The 11,594-nt window shown below is 74.6% G+C and carries 12 protein-coding genes; 2 read left to right on the top strand and 10 right to left on the bottom strand.

The window, feature by feature from the left end; translation table 11 throughout:
* Together ACBR40_RS38640 and ACBR40_RS38635 are read left to right on the top strand one after the other, a co-directional pair.
* The coding region (locus tag ACBR40_RS38640; RefSeq protein ID WP_371251903.1) for a hypothetical protein at window positions 1-332 on the top strand (332 nt) is incomplete at its 5' end.
* Window positions 329-2,467 carry a peptidase domain-containing ABC transporter gene (locus ACBR40_RS38635; protein ID WP_371251902.1) on the top strand — a complete coding sequence of 713 codons (2,139 nt, stop codon included), beginning with the start codon at window positions 329-331 and terminating at the stop codon, window positions 2,465-2,467. The genes ACBR40_RS38640 and ACBR40_RS38635, both read left to right, overlap by 4 nt.
* Window positions 2,468-2,474: 7 nt before the next feature.
* Here ACBR40_RS38635 and ACBR40_RS38630 read toward each other — a convergent pair whose 3' ends face one another.
* The 10 genes from ACBR40_RS38630 to ACBR40_RS38585 form a co-directional block, all read right to left on the bottom strand.
* Window positions 2,475-2,687: a hypothetical protein gene (locus ACBR40_RS38630; RefSeq protein ID WP_329578318.1), complete on the bottom strand. Its 213-nt coding sequence runs from the start codon at window positions 2,685-2,687 to the stop codon at window positions 2,475-2,477.
* Between the two features lie 27 nt (window positions 2,688-2,714).
* Window positions 2,715-3,326 (bottom strand): LysE family translocator, encoded by a 612-nt coding sequence (locus ACBR40_RS38625; protein WP_371251901.1) that lies wholly within the window; start codon window positions 3,324-3,326, stop codon window positions 2,715-2,717.
* Between the two features lie 60 nt (window positions 3,327-3,386).
* Complete coding sequence (locus tag ACBR40_RS38620; RefSeq protein ID WP_344206273.1) at window positions 3,387-4,361, bottom strand: YafY family protein; 975 nt, start codon at window positions 4,359-4,361, stop codon at window positions 3,387-3,389.
* A 44-nt stretch (window positions 4,362-4,405) separates the two neighbouring features.
* Window positions 4,406-5,170 (bottom strand): sulfite exporter TauE/SafE family protein, encoded by a 765-nt coding sequence (locus ACBR40_RS38615; protein WP_371251900.1) that lies wholly within the window; start codon window positions 5,168-5,170, stop codon window positions 4,406-4,408.
* Window positions 5,171-5,263: 93 nt separating this feature from the next.
* Window positions 5,264-6,493 carry a M20 family metallopeptidase gene (locus tag ACBR40_RS38610; RefSeq protein WP_344206270.1) on the bottom strand — a complete coding sequence of 410 codons (1,230 nt, stop codon included), beginning with the start codon at window positions 6,491-6,493 and terminating at the stop codon, window positions 5,264-5,266.
* Window positions 6,493-7,488 carry a ketopantoate reductase family protein gene (locus ACBR40_RS38605; RefSeq protein ID WP_371251899.1) on the bottom strand — a complete coding sequence of 332 codons (996 nt, stop codon included), beginning with the start codon at window positions 7,486-7,488 and terminating at the stop codon, window positions 6,493-6,495. The genes ACBR40_RS38610 and ACBR40_RS38605 overlap by 1 nt, the downstream gene beginning before the upstream one ends.
* Window positions 7,485-8,255, bottom strand: coding sequence for an SDR family NAD(P)-dependent oxidoreductase (locus ACBR40_RS38600; protein WP_371251898.1), 771 nt, complete (start codon window positions 8,253-8,255; stop codon window positions 7,485-7,487). The genes ACBR40_RS38605 and ACBR40_RS38600 overlap by 4 nt, the downstream gene beginning before the upstream one ends.
* A complete protein-coding gene (locus ACBR40_RS38595) occupies window positions 8,252-9,547 on the bottom strand; it encodes an MFS transporter (RefSeq protein ID WP_344206265.1) in 1,296 nt (431 codons plus the stop codon). Before ACBR40_RS38595 ends, ACBR40_RS38600 begins: the two co-directional genes overlap by 4 nt.
* A complete protein-coding gene (locus ACBR40_RS38590) occupies window positions 9,544-10,476 on the bottom strand; it encodes a polysaccharide deacetylase (protein WP_371251897.1) in 933 nt (310 codons plus the stop codon). Before ACBR40_RS38590 ends, ACBR40_RS38595 begins: the two co-directional genes overlap by 4 nt.
* A complete protein-coding gene (locus ACBR40_RS38585; RefSeq protein WP_371251896.1) occupies window positions 10,473-11,489 on the bottom strand; it encodes an Lrp/AsnC family transcriptional regulator in 1,017 nt (338 codons plus the stop codon). The genes ACBR40_RS38590 and ACBR40_RS38585 overlap by 4 nt, the downstream gene beginning before the upstream one ends.
* Window positions 11,490-11,594: the final 105 nt, after the last annotated feature.

Here is an 11,594-nt window from a genome sequence, read left to right as displayed (position 1 = left end):
CCCCGGCCCCGCCGCCCTCGGCCTCGCCGCCTTCAGCCCGGCCGCCCTCGGCCCCTGCTCCGGCCTCCGCTCCCCCGCCGCTCCCGGCCTCGCCGCCCTCTCCCCCTGCTCCGGCCCCCGCTCCTCAAGGCGCGCGGCCCGGGACGGGCGAGCGGGGCATCTACCGGGAGGAGGCGTTGCGGAGGAGGGCCGCCGGCCGGGGCCCCGCCGAGACGGGGCCCACGGTGGGCGGCCCGTCGTTCCTGGTGCTGTGGCTGATCGTGATGGCGATCCTCGCGGCCGCCGTCGTCCTCACCGTGCTGACCCTGCGCGCCGCGGGAGCCGCCGCGTGATCCGCCGCCTGCCCGTCATCCTGCAGAACACCACCACCGAGTGCGGCGCCGCGTGCCTGGCGATGGTGCTGTGCCACCACGGCCGCCGCGTCACCCTCCACGAGGTCGCCGAACGCCTCCAGGTCGGCAGGGACGGCCTGAGCGCCAAGGCCGTCGTGGACGGCGCCCGCGAGCACGGGCTCAAGGCCCGCGCCTTCTCCCTGGCCCCCGAGGACCTGGCCCGCGTGCCCCTCCCGGCGGTCGCGCACTGGGAGTTCAGCCACTTCGTGGTGGTGGAGCGCTGGTCGCCGGACCGCGTGGACGTCGTGGACCCGGCGACGGGCCGCCGCAGGATGACCGCCGAGGAGTTCGGCGCGGGGTTCACCGGCGTGCTGCTGGTGTTCGAGCCCGGCGAGGGGTTCGAGCGCGGCACGACGTCGATGGCGAGCGCCTGGCGCAGGGAGTTCGTCCGGACGCTGTTCCGGCGGCGCAAGGGCCTGCTGGCGCAGATCGTGGCCGCCTCGCTGCTGCTGCAGGTGCTCGGGCTGGCGCTGCCGCTGTTCTCCCAGCTCCTGCTGGACCTGATCGTCCCGTCGCGGGGCGTGGAGGTGCTGACGCTGCTGGGCGGCGCGGTGCTGCTGGCGGGCGCGGCCCAGCTCGCGATCGGCTACCTGCGCAGCGCGCTGCTCGTGGCCGTGCGGGCGCGGGCCGACCAGGAGCTGACCGAGGGGGTGGTCAAGCATCTGGTGGCGCTGCCGTACCGGTACTTCACCCAGCGCGGCAAGGGCGACCTGGTGACCCGGGCGGCCAGCGTGGCGCAGCTCGGCGACATCCTCACCAGTCAGGTGGTGGCGGCGCTGCTGGACGGGCCGCTCGCGGTCGGCTACCTGGTGGTGGTCTACCTGTGGGACCCGGTCTTCGGCCTGGCGCTGACCGGGGTGGCCGTGGTGCAGACGGTCCTCATGCTGGTCACCGCGGGCCGGGTCGCCACGCTGACCCGGCAGGAGCTGAACGCGCTGTCGGCCTCGCAGGGCAGCCTCATCCAGACGATCAACGGGATCGAGACGCTGAAGGCGTCGGGGGCCGAACGCCGGGCGGTGGAGCAGTGGTCGGCGTACTTCGCAAGGCAGGTCGACGCGGACGTGCGCACCGGGCTGACCCGGGGCCTGCTGGAGTCGTCGCTGGCGGCGATCCGGGTGATGGCGCCGCTCGGGCTGCTGTGGCTGGGCGCCTGGCGGGTGCTCGACGGGCAGCTCACGGTGGGCGCGCTCATCGCGCTCAACGCGATCGCCCTGGCCGCGCTGACCCCGCTCGGCTCCCTCATGACGGGGCTGCAGAGCCTGCAGCAGGCGGGCGCGCACTTCGACCGGCTGTCGGACATCCTGGCCTCGGAGCCGGAGCCGAGCGAGGGCATCGAGGTGCTGCGGCTGCGCGGCGCGATCGAGTTGCGCGGGGTGAGCTTCCGTCACGACCCGCGCAGCCCGTGGACGGTGCGGGACGTCTCGGTCGCCATCCGGCCCGGCCAGAAGGTGGCGCTCGTGGGGGCGTCGGGCTCGGGCAAGACCACGCTCGCCCGGCTGCTGCTGGCGCTGCACCTGCCGGTGGAGGGCGAGATCCGCTACGACGGCGTCCCGGCCGGTGAGCTGAACCTGCGGACGCTGCGCCGCCAGTTCGGCGTGGTCACCCAGGACCCGTCCCTGTTCAACGGCTCGATCAGGGAGAACATCGCGTTGAACGATTCGGCCGCGCCCCTCCAGCGGGTGGTGGCCGCGGCCCGCCTGGCCGAGCTGCACGAGGAGGTGATGGCCATGCCCATGGGGTACGAGACGATGCTCACCGACGGCGGCGGGCTGTCGGGCGGCCAGCGCCAGCGCCTCGCCCTGGCCCGCGCGGTGCTGCCGCGCCCCAAGGTGCTGCTGCTGGACGAGGCCACCAGCAACCTCGACAGCGCCACCGAGGCCGCCATCGAGGCGAACCTGGGCGGCCTCGCGCAGACGAGGATCGTCATCGCCCACCGCCTGAGCACGGTCCGCGACGCGGATCTCATCCTGGTGGTGGACCGGGGGCGGGTCGTGGAGCGCGGCACGCACGAGGAGCTGCTGGCGCTGCGCGGCGGCTACGCCCGCCTGGTCGCGGCCCAGAGCGCGAGCCGGTGAGGAGCGGTCAGCGGCGGCCGTACTTCTTGTGCACGGCCTGCTTGCTGACCCCGATCGCGTCGGCGATCTGCGACCAGGCGAGCCCGGCGACGCGGGCCCGGCGGACCTGGCCGGCCTCCAGGCGTTCGAGCTCGCGGCGCAGCGCGGTGGTGGCCCGCAGGGCCAGCAGGGGGTCGTCGTCCTGCGTCTGCCGCATCAGGGTCGCCAGGTCGTCGCTCATGCCCCTAAAGGTAGTCCAGGCCTGTCGTCACCGGGACTCGGCGACCAGCCGGACGCCGAGCCCGATGAGCACGACGCCGGAGACCTGCTCCAGGCGGCGGCGCACCGCGGGCCGGCCGAGCCAGTCGGCGGCCCTGGCGACGGCCCAGATGAGCAGGGCGTACCAGAGCAGGTCGATGAGCACCCACACGACGGCGAGGGTGACGAGGGTGGCGGGCCCTTCCTGCCCCTGCGGGACGAACTGCGGCAGGAACGACAGCGCGAACACCGCCGCCTTGGGGTTGGCCAGGCAGGTGCCGAGCCCGGCGAGGTAGGCGGCCCGCCGCCCGGGTGCCGTGGCGACCTCGGGGGCCGGGGCGCCCTTGCGCGCCTGGCGGAGCGCCTGCACGCCCATCACGACCAGGACGGCCGCGCCGGCGACGCGCATGACGTCGTAGGCGAGCTGGGAGGCGACGAGCAGCGCCGACAGCCCGAACGCGGCGGCCAGGCCCCACAGCAGGATGCCGGTCTCGTTGCCGAGGGTGGCCGCGAGGCCGCCGCCGCGGCCGGAGCGGATGGTCTGGCGCAGGATGATGGCGGTGCTGACCCCGGGGACCATGGCGATCAGGACGCACGCGCCGGCGAACGCGAGTAGGTGCATGGCGGGCATCGTGACAGAGCCGGACGGTCCCGCGCCGCCCCTTTTACGGCCGCGGTCCGGTCAGCCGTAGAGCTTGTGCAGCTCGGCGACGGCCTCGCGCATGAGGGCGCGCAGCTCGGGCGGCTCCAGCACCTCGACGTCGGCGCCCATGCGCAGCAGCAGCCAGCGCGCGTGCGTGATCGACTCGACGGGCAGGGTGAGCGTGAGCCAGCCCTCCGGGTCGGGCTCGCCGGCGGCGGCCAGCGCGGTCTCGACGACGTCGCGGCCCAGCGTGTACGCCAGCAGCTCCCCCCGCCCCGGCGCGAGCTTGACGACGCACTCGGCGGTGTACATCCGCTCGCGGAACTCCTTGGCGTACCCGGCCCAGAACGCGGCCAGCTCGAAGCCCTCGGGCCGCTGGAAACGGCCGGGCAGCGTCTCCAGGGTCAGCACCCGCGCCACCCGGTAGGTGCGCGGCGGGCCGCCGGGCGGCGCGGCCACGAGATACCAGGAGCCGCCCTTGAGCACCAGCCCGTAGGGGTGGACCACCCGGTCGACCTCTTTCTGACCCCACCGCCGGTAGGTGATGTGGATCGGCCGCTGGTCCCACACGGCCTCGGCGACCTCGCCGAGGTGCGGCACGTCGTCGCCGGAGCGGTACCAGCTCGGCACGTCCAGCAGGAACCGCTCGCGCATGCGCGAGGCGTGCGAGCGGGGCTCGGGCGGCAGCGCGGCGAGGAGCTTCAGCTCGGCGGTGGCGGCGACGTCGGCCAGCCCGAGCTCGGCGGCCGGTCCCGGCAGCCCGGCCAGGAACAGCGAGGACGCCTCTTCGGCGGTGAGCCCGTTGAGCCGGGTGCGGTAGCCGTCGAGGAGCTGGTAGCCGCCGGCGGGGCCGCGGTCGGCGTAGACCGGCACGCCGGCCGCCGACAGCGCCTCGACGTCGCGGTAGACGGTGCGGACCGAGACCTCCAGCTCGGCGGCCAGCTCGGGCGCGGTCATCCGGCCCCGCGTCTGCAGGAGCAGGAGCAGCGAGAGCAACCGGCTGGCACGCACCATTCCATTGTATTGCCGCCCCCTTGCCGTGTTCAGGAGGAAAAGGGTCAGCCGGCGAACTGCTGCCAGCCGAGCCTGGCCACCATGGCGACGACCACGCACAGCAGCACGACCCGGACGAAGGCCGCGCCGCGCCTGATCGCCATCCGCGCGCCGAGCTGGGCGCCGGCGACGTTGCACACCGCCATGCCGAGCCCGAGCGCCCACTGCACGTGCCCCTGCAGGCCGAAGACGAGCAGCGCGCCGATGTTCGTCCCCACGTTGATGATCTTCGCGGAGGCCGACGCGGAGACGAAGTCCAGCCCGAGGATGGTGGTGAAGGCGATGATGAGGAACGTTCCCGTGCCCGGCCCCATGATCCCGTCGTAGAAGGCGATGCCCACGCCGGCCACCGCTATGGCGGCCACGACCCGGCGGTCGGTCCGCAGCTGCGGCTGCGGCAGGGCGCCGAGCGAGGGCCGCAGCGTCACGAACGCGGCCACGGCGAGCAGCACCACCATCACGGCCGGGCGCAGCACCTCGGTGGAGATCGCGGCGGCGGCCCAGGCGCCGAGTCCCGCGCTCAGCACCGCCAGCCCGGCTCCGGGCAGCGCCACCTGCCGGTCGACCTTGGTCGAGCGGGCGTAGGCCACGGCCGCCGAGGCGGTGCCGAACACCGACGACAGCTTGTTGGTCGCCATCGCCTCCACGGGCGGCAACCCCGTGATCATGATGGCGGGCAGCTGCACGAGCCCGCCCCCGCCCACGACGGCGTCGACCCAGCCGGCGGCGGCCGCCGCGGCCAGCAGCACCAGGATCTGCTCCAGCGGCACGCGCCACTCCCCCGATTTCCCCCGAGAAACCCCAAGAGTGTACAAGTGCCCCTTCGGCTGGTGACGGAGGGGCCCGTCCGGGCCCCTCCGGGATCAGCCGGCGGCCAGGGCGTGGAGCAGGCCCGCGGTCAGCGCGGACCGTTCCAGCATTCCGCCGACGCTCACGTGCTCGTGCCGGGCGTGCGCCCCGTCGCCCACCGCGCCGAGGCCGTCCAGCACGGGCACGCCGAGCGCGGCGGCGAAGTTGCCGTCGCTGGCCCCGCCCACCGCGCACTCCAGCAGCTCGATCCCCATCCCGCCGGCCACCTCGCGGGCCAGGCCGAACAGCCGCGCGGTGCCGGGGCCGCGCTCCATCACCGGCCGGTTCCAGCCGCCCCGCAGCTCGAACGAGGCCCGCTCGTCGTGGGGCCGCAGCGCGGCGAGCGCCGCCCCGATCCGGGCGGCCTCGGCCTGGCTGGCCACCCGTACGTCCACCTCCGCGTGGGCCGCCCCGGCGACCACGTTGGAGCCGGTGCCGCCCGAGACGACGCCCACGTTGAGCGTGGTGCCGGCGTCGGGGTCGGCGAGGTCGTGCAGGTGGCGCACGACCCTGGCCAGCTCGTCGATGGCGCTCGCGCCCTTGGCCGGTTCGAGCCCGGCGTGCGCCTCGACGCCGGTGATGGACAGGTGGAAGATGCCGACGCCCTTGCGCGCGGTCTTCAGCGCGCCGTCCGCGCTCGCCTCGAAGACGAGCACCGCGGCGGCGCCCTTGGCGGACTCCTCGATGAGCGGGCGCGACAGCGGGCTGCCGATCTCCTCGTCGCCGTTGAGCAGCAGCCGCACCGGCGGGCGCGGCAGCCCGGCGGCGTCCAGCGCGCGCAGCGCCCACACGAGCTGGACCAGGCCGGCCTTCATGTCGAACGCGCCGGGGCCGGTGGCGAGGTCGCCGTCCACGGTGAACGGCCAGCCCGCCAGCGTCCCCGCGGGCCAGACCGTGTCGTAGTGGGCCAGCAGCAGCACCGGCGCGTCCCCGTGGCCGGGGTAGTCGTTGACGCGGGCGTCGCCGTACACGGCGGGCTCGCCGCGCCCCCCGGCCCCGCCGCTCGCGCCGCCGTCCACCCTGTGGGTGGCCGACGGCGGCCCGAGCCGCTCCTCCAGCCAGCCGTCGAGCCAGCGCAGGCCCGCGTCCAGCAGCGCCTTGTCGTTGCTGGGCGTCTCCAGCGACACGTACGCCGCCAGGTCGGCGAGCAGGTCCTCGCGATGCCCGCCGATCCAGTCGCGCAGCTTCACCGCGACGCCCTCCTTGTCGCTCTCCTCGTTCGCCGCCTCGTTCTGCGTGGTCATCAGGCGCCCTCCAGCGCGGCGAGGTGCTCCTCGCCCATCGGCGCGCGTCCGGCCTCGACGTCGGCCAGGCGGGCGAGCACGCCGCGCAGCAGCGGCGTGTCCACCTGCCCGGCCTCTGCCTCGGCCAGGACGGCACGGTAGTGGTCGTGAACCTCGACGGGACGGTGGCGGACGGCGATGTCGCGCCAGATGCCGCTGCGGTCCTTCGGCTGCGTGCGCAGCCATGCCGTCAGACGGTCCGTCGCCTCTTCACGTACCCGCTCGGGGGCCTCGGGAAGATAGGCGGCGGGCTCGAACGCGTCGAACGGCTCCAGCCGCAGCCCCAGCCGCCCGGCCACGGCGAACACCTCGGCCACCAGCGCGTGCATCAGCGGCCGGTGCCGGTCGATGAGGTCGGCCATGGGGGCGTCGGCGAGGGCGGTCGCGGTCAGCATGGCGCCGAAGCCGAGCTTGGACCACAGGTGGCCGAGGACGTTGCCGGTCGCCTTGGCGCCGAGCGGCGCGAGGTCGGCCACCAGGTGGTCGACGCGGGGGCTCGCCGAGCCGTCCAGCTCGCCGATGACGAACGCCCCCGGCCCGCCGTCGCGGATCACGCCCGGCTCGACCACGTCGGCGAACAGGTTGACGAACGCGCCGATCACCCGCTCCCGCCCGACGTGCCCGGCGATGAGCGGCTCGTTGAGGCCGTTCTGGACCGAGACGACGTAGCCGCCGGGGGCCAGGCGGGGCGCGATCCAGGCGGCGGCGGTCGCCGTGGCCTGGGCCTTGACGCACAGCAGCACCTTCGTCAGCGGCCCGGATGTCTCATCGGGGGTGGCGGCGTCGACCTCGGCCCGCTCGTCGCCGCCGGCCCTGCGCAGCACCAGGCCGCGCTCGCGGACGGCGGCCACGTGCGCGGCGTCGGCGTCCACGAGCCGCACCCGGTGGCCGCCCCTCGCCAGGTGGAAGGCGATGGTGCCGCCGATGGCGCCGCCGCCCACAACGGTGTAGGTCATGGCTGTTGTACCTCGCTCGTTCCCGTCCAGTGCAGGGGCAGGGCGGTCGTGCCCGCCGAGGCCCCTCCGTCGACGCGCAGCACCGCGCCGGTCACCCATTCCGCCTCCGGCCCGGCCAGCCAGCGCACCGCCCGCGCCACGTCGGGCGGCAGGCCGCGCCGGCCGAGGGGGTTGGCCGAGACGGCGGCGGCGTACTCCTCGGTGACCGGGTTGGCGGCGCTGTCCACCGTGACGAAGCCGGGGCTGACGGCGTTGACGCGCACGCCGAGCGGGCCGAGCTCGACGGCGGCGGCCTTGGTCAGCATCTCCAGCGCCGCCTTGGAGGTGCAGTAGTGCGCCGCGCCGGGGCGGGCGCGCAGCGCGGCCCCGGAGGCGATGTTGACCACCGACCCGCCGCGGCCGCTCGCCGCGCAGGCCCGGCCGAACGCCGCCGTGATCAGCATGGGGGCGCGCACGTTGACGTGCTGCACGCGGTCCCACTGCGCGGCGGTCATCTCCAGGAACGGCGTCGCCGGGTAGATGCCGGCCGCGTTGACCACGACGTCCACCGGCCCGTACGCCTCCCAGGCCCGCCCGACCAGCGCCTCGGCGGCCTCGGCGTCGGCCAGGTCGGCGGTGAGCACCGCGGCCCCGGTGCGCCGGGCCAGCTCGGCCAGCGGCTCGGGGCGCAGGTCGGCGGCGGTCACGCGGGCCTGCCCGGCGTACAGCTCGCAGATCGCGGCCCCGATGCCGCCGCCCGCCCCGGTCACCAGGATGTGCTCGCTCACGTCAGCTCCTTGCCCTTGGTCTCCGGCATCGTGGCGTAGACGGCGACGCCGACCAGCGCGGCGGCGGCCACGTACAGCCAGACCTGGTCGCGGTGGCCGTTGGAGGCCAGCCAGGTCGTGACGTAGGGGGCGGTGCCGCCGAAGATCGCCACGGACAGCGCGTACGGCAGCCCGATCCCGGTCGTGCGCACCTCGGCCGGGAACTGCTCGGCCATGATCACCGCGCAGTTCGCGGAGTAGCCGACGATGAGCACCATGCCGACGATCTCGATGGCGAGCAGCGAGCCGAACCCGCCGTCGAGGAACTGGAACGCCGGCCAGGCCAGCGCCAGGAACCCGACCGCGAAGGCGAGCATCGTGGGCTTGCGCCCGATCCGGTCCGACAGCAGCCCGCCGAACGGCAGCAGCACCAGGAAGATCACCACCGCGATGGTGTTGGCGAGCAGCGCCCGGCTGAGCGGGATGCCGGTGGCGACGTGGGCGTAGGTCGGCATGTAGCTGACCCAGACGTAGTAGATCAGCGTCCCGGCGATGGTCACCCCGGCCACGCGCAGCGCGGCGCGCGGGTGCTCGCGCAGCATCGTCACCAGCGGGTTGGCGCGGGTACGGCCGGAGGAGGCGGCCTTGGCGAACGCCTCCGTCTCCGGGACCGAGACCCGCAGCCAGAGCCCGACCAGGCCGAGCAGCCCGCCGAGGCCGAAGGCGACCCGCCAGCCCCAGCTGTGCAGCGCCGCCTCGTCGAGGGTGGAGGTGAGCACGAAGCCGAGCGCGGAGGCGATGAGCACGCCGCCGCCGACGGACACCTGCTGCCAGGACCCGGCGAAGGCGCGCCGGCCGCGCGCGGCCGACTCGATCAGGAACGCCGAGGAGGTGCCGAACTCGCCGCCGGCCGAGAAGCCCTGCACCAGCCGGGCCAGGACCAGCACGATCGGGGCGAGGACGCCGATGGTGTCGTAGCCGGGGCAGATCGCGATGACGAACGAGGCGCCCGCCATGAGCGAGATCGTCAGCGTCAGGCCCTTCTTGCGGCCGTGACGGTCGCCGTACGCGCCGAGGATGGCCCCGCCGATCGGCCGCATGAGGAAGCCGACGGCGAAGACGGCCAGCGTGGACAGCAGCGCGGCGGTCGCGTCACCGGTGGGGAAGAACTTCGCGGAGAACACCGACGCGAACGTGGTGTAGATCGCCCAGTCCACCCATTCGACGGTGTTGCCGATGGCGCCGGCCACGATGGCCTTGCGCTGCGCGGGGCTGAGCCGGGTGGCCGGGGCGGCGGTGGCGGTGGTGCTCATCGGGCGTGCTTCCAGACGTGCTCGGCGACCTGGGCGTGGGTGGCGTACCAGACGCCCTGGTGGGCGGCGATGTGGTCGAGCAGCTCGGCCAGCGCCGCCATGCGCGAGCGGTGGCCGATGATGTGGGGGTGCAGGGTGAGCTGGAACAGGCCGCCCTCGGCGTAGGCCGCGTCGAACTCATCGCGCCAGATCCCGGCCACCTGGCGCGGCGGCGTGTACGGCCGCAGCGCCGCGTAGCGGTCCATCATCAGGTAGGGGGCGTCGTCCCTGATCCACTCCACGGGAATCTCGACGACGCCGGTGGGCTCGCCGTCGGCCAGCAGCTCGTACGGCTCGTCGTCGGCCATCAGCGAGGAGTCGTAGCTCAGGCCGAGCTCGCGGGTGATGGCCAGGGTGTGGTCGGAGAAGTCCCAGGACGGGGTGCGGATGCCGGCCGGGCGGGTGCCCGACAGCTTCTCCAGGGTGTCGGCGGCGCGGAACGCCAGCTCGCGCTCGTCGGCGGGGCTGAGCAGCATGTTGCGCTCGTGGATCCAGCCGTGCATGGCGACCTCGTGGCCGGCGGCGACGTAGTCGCGCACCTCGCCGGGGTGCAGCAGCGCCGAGACGGCCGGCATGAAGAACGAGGCCGGGATGCCGTGCCGCTCCAGCAGGCGCAGCACGCGCGGGGCGCCGACGCGGGCGCCGTACTCGCCCTGGGAGAGCTTGCCCGGCCGGGTCTCGCCGTCGCGCAGCGGGATGGTCTCGTGGTCGGAGTCGAAGGACAGGGCCACGGCGGCGCGGGCGCCGCCCGGCCACGAGCCGGGGCGCAGGCTGCGTCCGGCGCGCACCCGCGCGACGTGGCCGCGCCAGGTCTGCTCGTCCCACTGCCAGGGTTGCGAGACGTCAGGGGTCGGGGCGTCGGGAGTCGGGGCGTCGGGGGTTGCGGTCATGCGGGGTTCTCCGTTGATCGTGCGGCCGGCGTGGGGGTCCAGGCGCGTTTGAGCGTGGTGAGCTGGAGGGTGACGTCGGCGGCGCGCAGGCCGGGCAGGGAGCCGACGTCGTCGGTGAGGTAGCGGAACAGCGCGCCGTAGTGGCGCAGCGCGATCTGCGCCGCCAGGTTGAAGCGGCCGGTGGTGGCCGACAGGTAGCGGGTGCCGGGGTGCGCGGCGAGCTGCCGGCCGGCGCGTTCCAGCAGGCCGGGCTCGACCTCCAGCCAGAGCATGAACTCCAGCGCGTAGCCGAGCACCTCGGGCTCGGTGAGGGTGCGGAAGCGCAGGCAGCCGCGGCGCACCAGGGACTCCACGCGCCGCTTGACGGTGGACTCGCTGCTGCCGGCGATCTTGGCCAGCGTCTTGTACGGCAGGCGGCCGTCCTCGCCGAGCGCCTGGACGATGGCCTGCTCCAGCTCGTCCAGGCGGTCCGGCGGGCCCTCTCCGACGAAGTCCTCGAACGGCGGCTCGGCCGCGTCGCGCAGCTCGGCGGTGGCCTTCTCGTCCAGGACGCCCGGGTTCCAGTCGTGGTTGGAGACGAACGTGCGCATGACGGCGTGCGTCTCGCTCTCGCTGACCCGGTCGCCGCCCCCGGGCACGTCGGCGATCATCACCCTGCCGATGGCGGCGTGCGTGGGCACCACGAACTCGGCCACGCAGTCGGCACTGCCCGACACGACGGCCACGAACCTGGCCTCGGGGCGGGCCGCGATCGCCGCCGCCACGTCGTACGTGGTGCCGGGGCGGCAGCGGAAGCGGCTGAGCACCGGCACGCCGAGGCCGCAGCGCAGCACGTCGACGACGCCGATGACGCGCAGGAGGCCGCGCTCGCCGAGGGCGGCGGCGCGGCGCACGACGGTGGACTCGCTCGCGCCCACGAGCCGCGCGACCAGGCTCCAGGGGGCCCGGCCGTTGAGCTGGAGCGCGGCGGCTATGGCACGGTCCAGCTCATCGACTTCGACGTCATCTTGCATGGGAACCATGCTGACTGACGGAATCCCCCGAACGCAAGTAAAGAAATGACGCTATCCCCCTTGCGGAGGGCTCTGGAAACGACGAAGGCGGCGCGCCGTGGGGGC

This window comes from Nonomuraea sp. AD125B (genome assembly GCF_041402765.1).
Taxonomy (GTDB): domain Bacteria; phylum Actinomycetota; class Actinomycetes; order Streptosporangiales; family Streptosporangiaceae; genus Nonomuraea; species Nonomuraea bangladeshensis.
The sequence above is the reverse complement of the archived record's forward strand: the minus strand, read 5'-3'. Positions and strand labels throughout refer to the sequence as shown.

Excerpts from the sequence above, each read along its gene's own strand:
- ACBR40_RS38630 (WP_329578318.1), bottom strand. The coding sequence starts at position 2,687 with ATGAGCGACGACCTGGCGACCCTGATGCGGCAGACGCAGGACGACGAC.
- ACBR40_RS38625 (WP_371251901.1), bottom strand. The coding sequence starts at position 3,326 with ATGCACCTACTCGCGTTCGCCGGCGCGTGCGTCCTGATCGCCATGGTC.
- ACBR40_RS38620 (WP_344206273.1), bottom strand. The coding sequence starts at position 4,361 with ATGGTGCGTGCCAGCCGGTTGCTCTCGCTGCTCCTGCTCCTGCAGACG.
- ACBR40_RS38610 (WP_344206270.1), bottom strand. The coding sequence starts at position 6,493 with ATGACCACGCAGAACGAGGCGGCGAACGAGGAGAGCGACAAGGAGGGC.
- ACBR40_RS38605 (WP_371251899.1), bottom strand. The coding sequence starts at position 7,488 with ATGACCTACACCGTTGTGGGCGGCGGCGCCATCGGCGGCACCATCGCC.
- ACBR40_RS38595 (WP_344206265.1), bottom strand. The coding sequence starts at position 9,547 with ATGAGCACCACCGCCACCGCCGCCCCGGCCACCCGGCTCAGCCCCGCG.
- ACBR40_RS38590 (WP_371251897.1), bottom strand. The coding sequence starts at position 10,476 with ATGACCGCAACCCCCGACGCCCCGACTCCCGACGCCCCGACCCCTGAC.
- ACBR40_RS38585 (WP_371251896.1), bottom strand. The coding sequence starts at position 11,489 with ATGCAAGATGACGTCGAAGTCGATGAGCTGGACCGTGCCATAGCCGCC.